This window comes from Pseudomonas sp. S1_G07 (genome assembly GCF_054668565.1).
Genome location: NZ_CP162778.1, coordinates 3006027 through 3020637, shown reverse-complemented (window position 1 = coordinate 3020637; position 14611 = coordinate 3006027). Strand labels below are relative to the sequence as shown.

The 14611-nt window shown below is 55.4% G+C and carries 8 protein-coding genes, 2 tRNA genes, 3 rRNA genes and 1 pseudogene; 5 read left to right on the top strand and 9 right to left on the bottom strand.

Annotated features, from left to right (window positions below; translation table 11 throughout):
- Window positions 1-45: 45 nt before the first annotated feature.
- A pseudogene (locus AB4O05_RS13985) lies at window positions 46-354 on the top strand (TonB-dependent siderophore receptor); the annotation flags it as partial.
- Window positions 355-363: 9 nt separating this feature from the next.
- Here AB4O05_RS13985 and AB4O05_RS13980 read toward each other — a convergent pair.
- Window positions 364-831, bottom strand: coding sequence for an SRPBCC family protein (locus tag AB4O05_RS13980; protein WP_460137010.1), 468 nt, complete (start codon window positions 829-831; stop codon window positions 364-366).
- 97 nt (window positions 832-928) lie between these two features.
- Here AB4O05_RS13980 and AB4O05_RS13975 point away from each other — a divergent pair, with 97 nt between their 5' ends.
- A complete protein-coding gene (locus AB4O05_RS13975; RefSeq protein ID WP_460137011.1) occupies window positions 929-1330 on the top strand; it encodes a GFA family protein in 402 nt (133 codons plus the stop codon).
- 1 nt (window position 1331) lies between these two features.
- Here AB4O05_RS13975 and mrdA read toward each other — a convergent pair whose 3' ends face one another.
- The 6 genes from mrdA to AB4O05_RS13945 form a co-directional block, all read right to left on the bottom strand.
- Window positions 1332-3224: a penicillin-binding protein 2 gene (gene mrdA / locus AB4O05_RS13970; protein WP_460137012.1), complete on the bottom strand. Its 1893-nt coding sequence runs from the start codon at window positions 3222-3224 to the stop codon at window positions 1332-1334.
- A 267-nt stretch (window positions 3225-3491) separates the two neighbouring features.
- Window positions 3492-3607: ribosomal RNA gene (gene rrf / locus AB4O05_RS13965) — 5S ribosomal RNA — on the bottom strand.
- A 170-nt stretch (window positions 3608-3777) separates the two neighbouring features.
- Window positions 3778-6669: ribosomal RNA gene (locus AB4O05_RS13960) — 23S ribosomal RNA — on the bottom strand.
- A gap of 240 nt (window positions 6670-6909) precedes the next feature.
- Window positions 6910-6985 (bottom strand) — tRNA-Ala (locus AB4O05_RS13955).
- Between the two features lie 10 nt (window positions 6986-6995).
- Window positions 6996-7072: transfer RNA gene (locus tag AB4O05_RS13950), tRNA-Ile, on the bottom strand.
- A 123-nt stretch (window positions 7073-7195) separates the two neighbouring features.
- Window positions 7196-8732: ribosomal RNA gene (locus tag AB4O05_RS13945) — 16S ribosomal RNA — on the bottom strand.
- The 16S, 23S and 5S rRNA genes sit together here with 2 tRNA genes alongside, the layout of an rRNA operon.
- A 642-nt stretch (window positions 8733-9374) precedes the next feature.
- On the opposite strand from AB4O05_RS13945, the gene rhtA reads away from it, so the two are divergent.
- Together rhtA and AB4O05_RS13935 are read left to right on the top strand one after the other, a co-directional pair.
- Window positions 9375-10262: a threonine/homoserine exporter RhtA gene (gene rhtA / locus AB4O05_RS13940; protein WP_460137013.1), complete on the top strand. Its 888-nt coding sequence runs from the start codon at window positions 9375-9377 to the stop codon at window positions 10260-10262.
- A gap of 164 nt (window positions 10263-10426) precedes the next feature.
- Window positions 10427-10708: a hypothetical protein gene (locus tag AB4O05_RS13935; protein ID WP_460137014.1), complete on the top strand. Its 282-nt coding sequence runs from the start codon at window positions 10427-10429 to the stop codon at window positions 10706-10708.
- Between the two features lie 52 nt (window positions 10709-10760).
- On the opposite strand, the gene AB4O05_RS13930 is transcribed toward AB4O05_RS13935, so the two are convergent.
- A complete protein-coding gene (locus AB4O05_RS13930) occupies window positions 10761-11738 on the bottom strand; it encodes a zinc-dependent alcohol dehydrogenase family protein (protein ID WP_460137589.1) in 978 nt (325 codons plus the stop codon).
- A 131-nt stretch (window positions 11739-11869) separates the two neighbouring features.
- Here AB4O05_RS13930 and AB4O05_RS13925 point away from each other — a divergent pair, with 131 nt between their 5' ends.
- Window positions 11870-12778 (top strand): LysR family transcriptional regulator, encoded by a 909-nt coding sequence (locus AB4O05_RS13925; protein WP_460137015.1) that lies wholly within the window; start codon window positions 11870-11872, stop codon window positions 12776-12778.
- Here the strand turns inward: AB4O05_RS13925 and AB4O05_RS13920 are convergent.
- Window positions 12771-14579, bottom strand: coding sequence for an aminopeptidase P family protein (locus AB4O05_RS13920; protein ID WP_460137016.1), 1809 nt, complete (start codon window positions 14577-14579; stop codon window positions 12771-12773). The two genes, AB4O05_RS13925 and AB4O05_RS13920, sit on opposite strands and share 8 nt — an antisense overlap.
- Window positions 14580-14611: the final 32 nt, after the last annotated feature.

The window sequence follows — 14611 nt, the reverse complement described above, 5'->3', positions numbered from 1 at the left end:
AGGCGTTGATTCTACGCGGCATCCGGCCAAACGCAGCACGTTAACGTGCACGCAGCCCCAAACGACCGTCAGGACAGCAACACGTTAGAACTGGGGGCCACTCACATTAAAGCCGAAGCCTGCGCACCAAGCGCTCTTCCCCCGGTATGCGCCGGGCGGCCAGGTGGCACGCGGTGGTCAACTGGGTGTGCTGGGCAATCAGGACATCCTGGATTCGCCGTTCAGTATGGCGTCCTCATGGATTCATGACCAAATGCCCTGAAGCAGGTGGAAGCGTTCACGGGGCCAAACGCCTTTATCAACGGCCCCATGTCCACCGACTCGGGGCTCGGCGGCGGCGTGAACCTGCAACCCCCATTTGGCTCATGCCCGATGGGTCTCGTTCAGATAAGCCTCGATATTGCTCATTTGCTCATCCCAGCCGCGAGAGTTCATCTTGAACGCCGTCTGGCGCCGGGCCTGCGGTATTTCATTGAAACCGGACTCAATCACCCGCAGAAGTATGCCTGGCGCGCACTCCTCGATAGTGAATTCCACCAGGGTCGGGGTCTCCTCGTCGTAGTCAACACCCTTCTCTACCGCGAAGGGATGCCACCGAAAAGAGAATAGCGTCTGCGGCAGGATACGTTCGATCCTGGCTTTCCAGATAACATGCTCGTAATGCGGAAAAGTGATCGGCGCCTCAAGGGTATGTCCCTCGACAAAGGTTTTGCCTTTGAGGGCAACGCCAAACCAGCTGCCGAATTCCTCGGCGTTTGTCAGTGCTTCCCAGACTTGTTTACGCGGCGCGTTGAGCAGGACCTTTCGCTCTATGCGATCTAATACATGCATAAGTCACCTCCTCCATTGACAGTAGGCGACATCAAACAATGCGCAACTCGAGGTTGTAAGCAATGATGATGACCCCGTCCTTGAACCGGCAATACCTATGACTGACCCATTGAATGGAAGTTGCTTCTGCAAAGGCGTGCATTACCAGGTGCACAGCCTGGACATGCCCATCAGCCATTGCCACTGCAACAGCTGCCGCAAAATCCATGCGGCACCGTTTGTCGCCACCGCAGGGGTGATGCGTGAGCATTTTCGTTGGACGCAAGGTGAAGCATTGCTGTCGTCCTTCGAATCTTCACCGGGGAAACTCAGGTATTTCTGCTCGCGATGCGGCTCACACCTGATGGCCGAGCGTAGGCATCAGCCCCATGTGATCGTGCGGGTGGCGACGTTGGATGATGATCCACGCGTCAGGCCCACCTCGCACATCTGGACCGCCCACGCTGTGCCGTGGCTGGCCTACGACAACATGGAGCAATGGGGCGAGTGGAAGACATGACTTAGACGTGCGGGTCACCTGCCGCCTTGGAGGGCGTTGCATATTGCGGCTTCAGGTGACCTTCCTGGTCGAGCAGCCAGGCGTCCATGATCTGCCGCACTACCGGCCCTGCGACACGACCACCGGCCTCACCGTTTTCGATCATGACCGAAATCACGATTTTCGGGTGTTCGGCTGGCGCAAAACCTACAAACAAGGCGTTATCACGGTGGCGTTCCTGGGTCTTGTCACGGTTGTAACGCTCGCCCTGCTTGATCGCTACCACTTGAGCGGTACCGCTCTTGCCAGCGATACGATATTGCGCACCTTGGGCGGCAGCCCTGGCGATACCGCGCGGGTCATGCATCACCAACTGCATGCCGTGGTTGACCTGTTCCCAGTCACGCGGGTCCTTGAGGACAATATTCGGCATCGGGTGTTCGTCCACCGGCGGCACGCCATTGATGGTTTTGGCCAGGTGCGGTCGGTTCCACACACCTTTGTTGGCGATCAGTGCGGTCGCCTGTGCCAGTTGCAGCGGCGTGACTTGCATATAGCCTTGGCCGATCCCCAGGATCACCGTTTCGCCGGGAAACCAGGGTTGGCGGCGGGTGGCGCGCTTCCAGGCTTGGGATGGCATCAGCCCGGCGGACTCTTCGAACATATCCAGGGAGACTTTCTGACCCAGGCCGAACTCGGCCAAATAATCGTGCAGGCGGTCGATGCCCAGTTTGTGAGCCAGGTCGTAAAAGTAGGTGTCATTGGAACGCATGATGGCCGCGTCCATGTCCACCCAGCCGTCGCCGCTGTGGTTCCAGTTGCGGTATTTGTGGTCGAAATCGGGTAGTTGGTAGTAACCGGGGTCGAATACTCGGGTCTGTGCGGTGACGACACCGCTGTCAAGCCCGGCGATGGCGACCTCTGGCTTGATGGTCGAGCCCGGCGCATAGAGTCCGCGTAATACACGGTTAAACAGTGGCCGGTCAATGGAGTCGTGCAGCGCAGCGTATTCCTTGAAACTGATGCCGGTGACAAACAGATTGGGGTCGAAACTCGGCTTGCTGACCATGGCCAGGACTTCACCGGTTTGCGGATCAAGGGCCACTACCGAGCCACGGCGGTCACCCAGGGCTTGCTCCGCTGCTTCCTGGAGTTTGACGTCAAGGCTGAGGACGATGTTTTTCCCGGGGATCGGATCGGTGTGCTTGAGCACGCGCAGTACGCGGCCCTGAGCATTGGTCTCAACCTCTTCATAGCCCACATGGCCGTGCAGCTCAGATTCGTAGAAGCGCTCGATACCGGTCTTGCCGATGGACTGTGTGCCGCGGTATTCCACCGAGTCGAGGGACTTGGATTCTTTCTCATTGATTCGTCCGACGTAGCCGATGGAGTGGGCGAAGTGAGCGCCCAGCGGATAGTGGCGAACAAATTGCGGTTCTACGTCCACACCAGGCAGACGGAACTCGTTAACCGCCAACAACGCGATCTGCTCTTCAGTCAACTCGTAAAACAACGTCACCGGTACGAAAGGATGGCGTGCCTGTTTCAGCTCCTTGTCGAACAGTGCACGGTCTTCTGCGGGCAGGTGCAACAGATTAACGATAGCGTCCAGTTCTCCCTTGAGGTCGGTGGTGCGCTCACGGGTGATCGTCAGGTTATAGCTGGGGCGGTTGTCAGCCAGTACCACCCCGTTGCGATCATAGATCAGGCCCCGCGTCGGCGTGATGGGCAGCACATGGACACGATTGTTTTCGGAGATGGTGGAGTGATAGTCGAACTGCACCACCTGCAGGAAATACATGCGTCCCACCAAGGCACACGTGATGCCAATCACTAACAGCGCGCAGGCGAGCAGGCGCTTATTGACCAAGCGGTTTTCTTTTTCGTGATCCTTGATTGGTATCGGTTCAGGCATTTCTACAGCATCTCGTTGAAGAGCGATCGACATTGCGTCCTGCGGATAAATATCAATCCTTTTGAAAATGTGCTGCACCATACCAAAAATGCAGAAATATTTTGCATCGATTTCCCCAGCGGCACTCTGGAGGAAACGCTTTGTATCGATGGCCAGTGCACCAGCCTTAAAGCCCCTCCTAGCAAGGTCAGAAAAGATCACCGCACTTTTCGACCGCCCAAAACAAAACCCCTGTCTGCGTTAGCAAACAGGGGTTTCGGAATTTAATCTTGACGATGACCTACTCTCACATGGGGAAACCCCACACTACCATCGGCGATGCATCGTTTCACTACTGAGTTCGGGATGGGATCAGGTGGTTCCAATGCTCTATGGTCGTCAAGAAATTCGGGTACCGAATCGTGGCCAGCTGGCCGCGCTTCAGCAAATTGGGTATGTGACAGCTTTCGGTGTTTTGTGAGCGTCGAACTTTCGGTTCATTTCGTCTTCACACACCGCAATCTGGTGCTCTTTCGCCTTTCGGCTCGAAGCAAGCAAATTGCTTGGGTGTTATATGGTCAAGCCTCACGGGCAATTAGTATTGGTTAGCTCAACGCCTCACAGCGCTTACACACCCAACCTATCAACGTCGTAGTCTTCGACGGCCCTTCAGGGAACTCAAGGTTCCAGTGAGATCTCATCTTGAGGCTAGTTTCCCGCTTAGATGCTTTCAGCGGTTATCTATTCCGAACATAGCTACCCGGCAATGCCACTGGCGTGACAACCGGAACACCAGAGGTTCGTCCACTCCGGTCCTCTCGTACTAGGAGCAGCCCCTCTCAAATCTCAAACGTCCACGGCAGATAGGGACCGAACTGTCTCACGACGTTCTAAACCCAGCTCGCGTACCACTTTAAATGGCGAACAGCCATACCCTTGGGACCGGCTTCAGCCCCAGGATGTGATGAGCCGACATCGAGGTGCCAAACACCGCCGTCGATATGAACTCTTGGGCGGTATCAGCCTGTTATCCCCGGAGTACCTTTTATCCGTTGAGCGATGGCCCTTCCATACAGAACCACCGGATCACTAAGACCTACTTTCGTACCTGCTCGACGTGTCTGTCTCGCAGTCAAGCGCGCTTTTGCCTTTATACTCTACGACCGATTTCCGACCGGTCTGAGCGCACCTTCGTACTCCTCCGTTACTCTTTAGGAGGAGACCGCCCCAGTCAAACTACCCACCATACACTGTCCTCGATCCGGATAACGGACCTGAGTTAGAACCTCAAAGTTGCCAGGGTGGTATTTCAAGGTTGGCTCCACGCGAACTGGCGTCCACGCTTCAAAGCCTCCCACCTATCCTACACAAGCAAATTCAAAGTCCAGTGCAAAGCTATAGTAAAGGTTCACGGGGTCTTTCCGTCTAGCCGCGGATACACTGCATCTTCACAGCGATTTCAATTTCACTGAGTCTCGGGTGGAGACAGCGCCGCCATCGTTACGCCATTCGTGCAGGTCGGAACTTACCCGACAAGGAATTTCGCTACCTTAGGACCGTTATAGTTACGGCCGCCGTTTACCGGGGCTTCGATCAAGAGCTTCGCGTTAGCTAACCCCATCAATTAACCTTCCGGCACCGGGCAGGCGTCACACCCTATACGTCCACTTTCGTGTTTGCAGAGTGCTGTGTTTTTAATAAACAGTCGCAGCGGCCTGGTATCTTCGACCGGCATGAGCTTACGGAGCAAGTCCTTCACCCTCACCGGCGCACCTTCTCCCGAAGTTACGGTGCCATTTTGCCTAGTTCCTTCACCCGAGTTCTCTCAAGCGCCTTGGTATTCTCTACCCAACCACCTGTGTCGGTTTGGGGTACGGTTCCTGGTTACCTGAAGCTTAGAAGCTTTTCTTGGAAGCATGGCATCAACCACTTCGTCATCTAAAAGATGACTCGTCATCAGCTCTCGGCCTTAAGATCCCGGATTTACCTAAGATCTCAGCCTACCACCTTAAACTTGGACAACCAACGCCAAGCTGGCCTAGCCTTCTCCGTCCCTCCATCGCAATAACCAGAAGTACAGGAATATTAACCTGTTTTCCATCGACTACGCTTTTCAGCCTCGCCTTAGGGACCGACTAACCCTGCGTCGATTAACGTTGCGCAGGAAACCTTGGTCTTTCGGCGTGGGTGTTTTTCACACCCATTGTCGTTACTCATGTCAGCATTCGCACTTCTGATACCTCCAGCAAGCTTCTCAACTCACCTTCACAGGCTTACAGAACGCTCCTCTACCGCATCACTTACGTGATACCCGTAGCTTCGGTGTATGGTTTGAGCCCCGTTACATCTTCCGCGCAGGCCGACTCGACTAGTGAGCTATTACGCTTTCTTTAAAGGGTGGCTGCTTCTAAGCCAACCTCCTAGCTGTCTAAGCCTTCCCACATCGTTTCCCACTTAACCATAACTTTGGGACCTTAGCTGACGGTCTGGGTTGTTTCCCTTTTCACGACGGACGTTAGCACCCGCCGTGTGTCTCCCATGCTCGGCACTTGTAGGTATTCGGAGTTTGCATCGGTTTGGTAAGTCGGGATGACCCCCTAGCCGAAACAGTGCTCTACCCCCTACAGTGATACATGAGGCGCTACCTAAATAGCTTTCGAGGAGAACCAGCTATCTCCGAGCTTGATTAGCCTTTCACTCCGATCCACAGGTCATCCGCTAACTTTTCAACGGTAGTCGGTTCGGTCCTCCAGTTAGTGTTACCCAACCTTCAACCTGCCCATGGATAGATCGCCCGGTTTCGGGTCTATTCCCAGCGACTAGACGCCCTATTAAGACTCGCTTTCGCTACGCCTCCCCTATTCGGTTAAGCTCGCCACTGAAAATAAGTCGCTGACCCATTATACAAAAGGTACGCAGTCACCCAACAAAGTGGGCTCCCACTGCTTGTACGCATACGGTTTCAGGATCTATTTCACTCCCCTCTCCGGGGTTCTTTTCGCCTTTCCCTCACGGTACTAGTTCACTATCGGTCAGTCAGTAGTATTTAGCCTTGGAGGATGGTCCCCCCATATTCAGACAAAGTTTCTCGTGCTCCGTCCTACTCGATTTCATGACTAAGAGATTTTCGCGTACAGGGCTATCACCCACTATGGCCGCACTTTCCAGAGCGTTCCGCTAATCTCAAAGCCACTTAAGGGCTAGTCCCCGTTCGCTCGCCACTACTAAGGGAATCTCGGTTGATTTCTTTTCCTCAGGGTACTTAGATGTTTCAGTTCCCCTGGTTCGCCTCTTGCACCTATGTATTCAGTACAAGATAACCATCTTATGATGGCTGGGTTCCCCCATTCAGACATCTCCGGATCAAAGTCTGTTTGCCGACTCCCCGAAGCTTTTCGCAGGCTACCACGTCTTTCATCGCCTCTGACTGCCAAGGCATCCACCGTATGCGCTTCTTCACTTGACCATATAACCCCAAGCAATCTGGTTATACTGTGAAGACGACATTCGCCGAAAATTCGATAATACTCAATTAAGAGATACTCACAAATTTTACCTTAGCCTGAGCCGTTACCAGTGAAAGTAACGTCCAGTCTATCTTTCTATCACATACCCAAATTTTTAAAGAACGATCTAATCAAAGACTAGAAATCAATATTCACGCCGGAATATTCATTTCTAAACTCTAACAAGTAAAAGCAGTTAATGGTGGAGCCAAACGGGATCGAACCGTTGACCTCCTGCGTGCAAGGCAGGCGCTCTCCCAGCTGAGCTATGGCCCCATAACAAAATTGGTGGGTCTGGGCAGATTCGAACTGCCGACCTCACCCTTATCAGGGGTGCGCTCTAACCAACTGAGCTACAGACCCAATTTCGAGCGCGTAACTGTTAGCTTGGAGCTATCAGCTTGGAGCTTAAAGCTGCTTCTATCGTCTTCTTCAATGAATCAAGCAATTCGTGTGGGAACTTATGGAGCAGCTGATGTCGTCGATTAAGGAGGTGATCCAGCCGCAGGTTCCCCTACGGCTACCTTGTTACGACTTCACCCCAGTCATGAATCACACCGTGGTAACCGTCCTCCCGAAGGTTAGACTAGCTACTTCTGGTGCAACCCACTCCCATGGTGTGACGGGCGGTGTGTACAAGGCCCGGGAACGTATTCACCGCGACATTCTGATTCGCGATTACTAGCGATTCCGACTTCACGCAGTCGAGTTGCAGACTGCGATCCGGACTACGATCGGTTTTATGGGATTAGCTCCACCTCGCGGCTTGGCAACCCTCTGTACCGACCATTGTAGCACGTGTGTAGCCCAGGCCGTAAGGGCCATGATGACTTGACGTCATCCCCACCTTCCTCCGGTTTGTCACCGGCAGTCTCCTTAGAGTGCCCACCATTACGTGCTGGTAACTAAGGACAAGGGTTGCGCTCGTTACGGGACTTAACCCAACATCTCACGACACGAGCTGACGACAGCCATGCAGCACCTGTCTCAATGTTCCCGAAGGCACCAATCTATCTCTAGAAAGTTCATTGGATGTCAAGGCCTGGTAAGGTTCTTCGCGTTGCTTCGAATTAAACCACATGCTCCACCGCTTGTGCGGGCCCCCGTCAATTCATTTGAGTTTTAACCTTGCGGCCGTACTCCCCAGGCGGTCAACTTAATGCGTTAGCTGCGCCACTAAGAGCTCAAGGCTCCCAACGGCTAGTTGACATCGTTTACGGCGTGGACTACCAGGGTATCTAATCCTGTTTGCTCCCCACGCTTTCGCACCTCAGTGTCAGTATCAGTCCAGGTGGTCGCCTTCGCCACTGGTGTTCCTTCCTATATCTACGCATTTCACCGCTACACAGGAAATTCCACCACCCTCTACCATACTCTAGTCAGTCAGTTTTGAATGCAGTTCCCAGGTTGAGCCCGGGGATTTCACATCCAACTTAACAAACCACCTACGCGCGCTTTACGCCCAGTAATTCCGATTAACGCTTGCACCCTCTGTATTACCGCGGCTGCTGGCACAGAGTTAGCCGGTGCTTATTCTGTCGGTAACGTCAAAACCACCACGTATTAGGTAATGGCCCTTCCTCCCAACTTAAAGTGCTTTACAATCCGAAGACCTTCTTCACACACGCGGCATGGCTGGATCAGGCTTTCGCCCATTGTCCAATATTCCCCACTGCTGCCTCCCGTAGGAGTCTGGACCGTGTCTCAGTTCCAGTGTGACTGATCATCCTCTCAGACCAGTTACGGATCGTCGCCTTGGTGAGCCATTACCCCACCAACTAGCTAATCCGACCTAGGCTCATCTGATAGCGCAAGGCCCGAAGGTCCCCTGCTTTCTCCCGTAGGACGTATGCGGTATTAGCGTCCGTTTCCGAACGTTATCCCCCACTACCAGGCAGATTCCTAGGCATTACTCACCCGTCCGCCGCTCTCAAGAGAAGCAAGCTTCTCTCTACCGCTCGACTTGCATGTGTTAGGCCTGCCGCCAGCGTTCAATCTGAGCCATGATCAAACTCTTCAGTTCAAACATCTTTGGGTTTTTAAGAAACCCTAAACTTGGCTCAGCAATCGTTGGTTATTCTTTGATTTCTCGCGGAGTAACTTGTGATGCTGATAATCTTGTTGACTATCAGTCTGACTCCACAAGCACCCACACGAATTGCTTGATTCAGTTGTTAAAGAGCGGTTGGTTAAGAGCTTTCGTCTCAACCGAGGCGCGCATTCTACAGCAGCCTCATTTGCTGTCAAGTGATTATTCTCAGAAGCTTTCGAAGAATTCTTCAACAACTTCAACCACTTGCGCCTCCGATCTCTCGTCAGCGGGAGGCGAATTCTACAGCGTTACACGCTGCTGTCAACACCTCTTTTTCAACTTCCTTCTGGCTTCGATGAACTGAAGCAACTTGCTGTCTAAAACCGATTAACTCATTGTTTAGCAAGGATTTTTCAGTTTTGGCAGCGCCGGAAGTGGGGCGAATTATAGGCTTCCAGAATCTGCCGTCAACTCTTAATTTCGGTTTTCTATCAAGCCGCCTGAAAATCTATCAATCCCTCTATTATAGGTAACCCTCCAAGCCCACTTGAGCAATATATTGCTCAATATCGAACAGTTAAGCATCATAGCGCCCTCTGCTTCTTCAAATATGACCTCGGACGAACACCCCCAATGACCACTTCCCCTCGCAGCCTGGCCTCGGCATTGTTTCCCGTCGGCCTGCTGCTGATCGCCATGGCGTCCATCCAGTCCGGCGCCTCATTGGCCAAGAGCATGTTCCCAATTGTCGGTGCCCAAGGTACGACGACCCTGCGCCTGATTTTCGCCAGCGTGATCATGCTGCTTCTATTGCGCCCGTGGCGCGCCACATTGACAGCCAAGTCCCTACGCACCGTGATCGTCTATGGCATGGCATTGGGTGGCATGAACTTCCTGTTCTATATGTCCTTGCGCAGCGTCCCCCTGGGCATCGCGGTCGCGCTGGAATTCACCGGACCGCTCGCCGTAGCGATCTATGCGTCACGCCGCGCGGTAGACTTCCTGTGGATTGCACTCGCGATCATCGGTCTGCTGCTGTTGATTCCCATGGGGGAAGCCAGCAGCAGCATCGACTTGGTGGGTGCGGCCTATGCCTTGGGGGCAGGCATTTGCTGGGCGCTCTATATTCTGTTCGGACAGAAAGCAGGTAACGACAATGGCGTACAAACCGCCGCCCTTGGCGTGATGATCGCTGCCCTGTTTGTTGCACCTATTGGCATTGTCCATGCCGGCACGGCACTGCTGACGCCCGCTTTGATTCCAGTTGCCATTGGCGTGGCGATTCTGTCCACCGCCCTGCCCTACACACTGGAAATGGTCGCCCTGACACGCCTGCCTGCCCGTACCTTCGGCACGCTTATGAGCATCGAACCAGCATTCGGTGCGCTCTCCGGTCTGTTCTTCCTGCAGGAGCACCTATCCTTGGCGCAGTGGCTGGCCATCACCTGCATCATCCTGGCCTCGGTTGGTGCGACGCTGACGGTGCGCAACGAGTCAACGCCACTGTTACCAGCAGATTGAATCATCTTTGAATGTAGCTCTGGTATTTGCCGGTCATTTAGGCCATGTTTAGGCCGCAAACGAATGTCATTCATGGAGATTTCCGACAAGGACAGCACGAACGCTACGCTCGAGAGCGAGTAAGGCCGGCTTCTAGCATTGCGAAGCGGCTATTAAGGATAGGAATGAAGCGAATTTTGATACTGTCAATGGCCGTGGCTATTGCTGGCTGCGCCGCGACCACCAAGACAGAAGTAAAACGGGGCAAAAAAGGGCTGCATATCAACTGTTCCGGTCTCTCGTCTTCCTGGGACCAGTGTTACAACAGCGCAGCCCATTCATGTGGCACCAAGGGTTACCGGGTTATTGCCAAGTCCGGTGACAACTCCGAGGAACCAGGGGATTACCCCTTCGGCCTTAATCCTGCGGGCTATACCAGCCGCAGCATGATCGTCATTTGCAAATAATCGACCGAGCAGTCCACTCGTGACTGCTCCATCGCTGCACTGAGCGAGTCTGTCAGATCTCAATCGCCAAACGCCCTTGCGCACCTCTTGCCAGTAACGCATAGGCAGCGTTTGCCGTTTGCAGGTCAAATTGGCGAGCATCCATGATCGGTTTGAGCTTGCCCGCGTCGATCAAACGGGCAGCCTCGGCAAGTATGTGCCCATGACGTTCGCGGCCCTTGCCGGTCAACAACGGCAACAATGTAAACACGCCGGAGTAGGTCGCCCCGCGAAACGATAGCGGCGCCAGGCTGTGTTGCCCCCACCCCAGGCAGCTCACGACATGACCATCATAGGTCTTGGCCGCTCGAAAGGACGCATCCAGCGTCGCTCCGCCCACTGTGTCATACACAATGTCGAAGCCTTCACCTGCCGTGTGCTGCGCCACGTATTCATCAACAGTGTGTTGCTGATAGTCGATAAAGGTCGCCCCCAGGTGTTCAATTACCGCCCGATGTTTGGCCGAACCGGTGGCATACACTTCTGCACCGCAGGCAATCGCCAGTTGCACCGCGATATGCCCTACACCACCTGCGCCGCCCTGGATTAACACCTTATGCCCCAAACCTACATGGGCACGATCCATCAGCCCTTCCCACGCGGTGATCAACACCAGCGGCAACACCGCCGCTTCACGCATGCTCAGAACCTGAGGTTTTTTCGCCAGCAAACGCGCATCAACCGCCGCATATTCGGCCAACGATCCCTGCGCGCCACCAATGCCCGTCGCCAAGGCATAGACATCATCGCCGACCCGCCACTCATCGACGTCAGGCCCCACCGCCTCAATCGTACCCGCCAGGTCCATGCCGATTACCGCAGGCAATGGCTGACGGGCATGGGCCGCCTGGCCCGCGCGAATCTTGCCGTCCAACGGGTTGAGCCCACTGGACTTGATCCTGACCAGCACCTGCCCAGCCATTGCAATGGGCTTTGGAACAGTCGTCAAACGGAACGGCGCATCTACGCTGTCCACCATCAAAGCACGCATATCGGTCATGTCGGCGATCTCGCTTGAGTGAGAAATGAAGAACGAAACCCATCTTCCACCCGCAGACTCATGCCGATAAGACGCTAAAAATCTATAGTGAACATGCGCATTTAGCATGAATAGGACAACCCATGGACAAACTCAATGCAATGGCGATTTTCGTTCGAGTGATCGAACGCGGTAGTTTTTCCGCCGTGGCCCGGGAGATGCAAACGACCCAACCCACCATCAGCAAGGTCCTGCGCGCCCTGGAAGCCGAACTCGGCGGCAAGCTGATTGCCCGCAGCACACGTCACCTTTGCCTGACCGATGAAGGCCAGCGGTACTACAGCCATTGTCGAGAAATTCTCGCCGCCGTGGACGCGGCCGAGCACAGCTTTCAAACGGGCAAGGAGAACGTCGCAGGTCCCCTGCGTATCGGTTCCTCGGTGAGTTTCGGTCATCTGCAGATCGCCGCGCGCCTCAGCGGTTTTTTGCAGCAATACCCCAACGTGCAGGTGGACCTGCAACTCAACGATCAACTTCAGGATTTGATCAGCGAGGGCCTGGACGTGACCCTACGCATTGGCGAACTGCGCGACAGCGGTTTGATCGCCCGACACATCGGCACCACCCACCGAGTCACCCTGGCCAGCCCTGCCTACCTGGCCCGACATCCGGCACCACGAACCCCGCAAGACCTCACCCAGCATAATTGCCTGCTCTTCAATCTGCTCAGCAGTCAGAACCAATGGGTTTATGACAAGAATGGCGCGCAACACACCGTGCGCATCACCGGCAACGCCCAGAGCAACAGCTCCGAAGCGGTGCGGCAGATGGTATTGGCGGGGCTCGGCATTGCGCTGTCCCCGCTGTGGTTGTTCTACGACGATTTGAAAGCCGGCCGCGTGGTCGCGCTGTTGCAGGACTACACCCCGCTGTCGCTGCCGATTCACGCGGTGTCGGCGCCCAATCGTCGCCAGTCGGCGCGGGTCAAAGCGTTCGTCGACTACCTGGTCGATGCCCTGGCCCAGGCGCCCGAACTGCAACCAATCAAATAGCCACCGTACGTCGTTGCAACCACTCCAGACCTGGGCCGCTCAACAACGGGCTCAAACGTTCACGTACCTCGGCGTGGTACGCGTTAAACCACTCGCGCTCGTCTGCGCTGAGCAGCGAAGGCTCCAGGCAACGCGTATCGATCGGACACAAGGTCAGGGTTTCAAACTTGAGGAACTCACCAAACTCCGTCTTGCCCGCTTCGCGGTTCAGCACGAGGTTCTCGATACGGACACCCCAACGGCCCGGACGGTAAGTACCCGGTTCAATGGAGGTGATCATTCCCGGCTGCATCGCGGTTTGCGGCGCAGTGGCGGCCTGGTAGGCGATCACTTGCGGCCCCTCATGCACATTGAGGAAATAACCTACGCCGTGCCCGGTACCGTGACCATAGTCCACACCCTCGGCCCAGATCGGCGCGCGAGCGATGGCGTCCAGCAGCGGCGACAGAATCCCTTTGGGGAAATGTGCGCGGGACAGCGCGATAACACCTTTCAATACGCGGGTGCAATCACGTTTCTGTTCTTCACTCGGCGTTCCGACAGGCACCATCCGCGTGATATCCGTCGTGCCGCCCAAGTACTGGCCGCCCGAGTCGATCAGCAACAAGCCATCACCCTCGATCACCGCATGTTCTTCTTCGGTGGCGTGGTAGTGGGGCATCGCGCCGTTGGCGTTGAATGCGGCGATGGTATTGAAACTCAGCGACACATAATCGGGGCGGCGAGCACGCGCGGCGGTCAGGTGTTCGTCGATAGTCAGCTCGGTGATGCGCTCACGCCCCAACGCACTGTCCAGCCAGGCGAAGAATTCGCACAAGGCCGCACCGTCCTGCTCCATGGCCTGGCGGATATGTTGCGCATCAGCCAGGCTCTTGCGAGATTTGGCCAGTGTGGTCGGGTTGAGGCCTTCAATCAGCCTCACGCCGGCATCCAGATTTTCCAGCAAGCCGGCCGTTACGCGAGCGGGGTCAACTTGCAGGCTCGCACCAGGTGGCACTGCCCGCAGCGCATCCGCCACTTCGCTGTAGTCGCGCAATGTAACGCCGTCCTGCTCGAGTACCGCGCGCAGGTCGGCGTCGACTTTACCCAGTGCTACAAATAACGTGGCCTGCTGCTGATTGATCAATGCAAAGGACACGAATACCGGGTTAAACGAGACATCGCCACCACGCAGGTTGAACAACCAGGCGATGTCATCCAGGGTGGCAATGAAGTGCCAGTCGGCCGCCTTTTCTTTCAAGCTCGCGCGCAGTGCGGCGAGTTTTTCACCTCGGCTGACCGTGGCTTGCGGCGGCAGGTGTGGATAGATCGGTTGGTTCGGCAGGCTCGGACGGTCTTTCCAGACCTGGTCGAGCAGGTCGATATCCGTGCGCAGGCTTGCACCACGTTCTGTCAGCTTGGCGCCCAGGGTGCGCGCCGAAGCCACCGCCATCACCGCGCCGTCCACCGCCACCACGCCGCCTTCGGGTGTCTGCTCGGCCAGCCACTCCAGCGGCCCGGGTTGACCGGGTTGCAGCTTCACCAATTCAATGCCACTGCCCTTGAGTTCCTTGGTCGCCTGTTCCCAGTAACGGCTATCGGCCCAGACACCGGCGAAATCGGCAGTGACAATCAGCGTCCCCACCGAGCCATGGAACCCCGACAACCATTGGCGCCCTTGCCAGTAACCCGGCAAGTATTCGGACAAATGCGGATCAGCCGACGGCACCAGCAAGGCATGAATGCCCTCGCGGCTCATCAGTTCGCGGGTATGCGCCAGGCGCTGGGGAACCGTTCCATGGGTCAAAGGCTGCGTACTCATTCTCTCTCCTGCTAACCACTCATCATTGTTAT

Coding starts and splice junctions, on each gene's coding strand:
- AB4O05_RS13980 (WP_460137010.1), bottom strand. CDS start 831: ATGCATGTATTAGATCGCATAGAGCGAAAGGTCCTGCTCAACGCGCCG.
- AB4O05_RS13975 (WP_460137011.1), top strand. CDS start 929: ATGACTGACCCATTGAATGGAAGTTGCTTCTGCAAAGGCGTGCATTAC.
- mrdA (WP_460137012.1), bottom strand. CDS start 3,224: ATGCCTGAACCGATACCAATCAAGGATCACGAAAAAGAAAACCGCTTG.
- rhtA (WP_460137013.1), top strand. CDS start 9,375: ATGACCACTTCCCCTCGCAGCCTGGCCTCGGCATTGTTTCCCGTCGGC.
- AB4O05_RS13935 (WP_460137014.1), top strand. CDS start 10,427: ATGAAGCGAATTTTGATACTGTCAATGGCCGTGGCTATTGCTGGCTGC.
- AB4O05_RS13930 (WP_460137589.1), bottom strand. CDS start 11,738: ATGCGTGCTTTGATGGTGGACAGCGTAGATGCGCCGTTCCGTTTGACG.
- AB4O05_RS13925 (WP_460137015.1), top strand. CDS start 11,870: ATGGACAAACTCAATGCAATGGCGATTTTCGTTCGAGTGATCGAACGC.
- AB4O05_RS13920 (WP_460137016.1), bottom strand. CDS start 14,579: ATGAGTACGCAGCCTTTGACCCATGGAACGGTTCCCCAGCGCCTGGCG.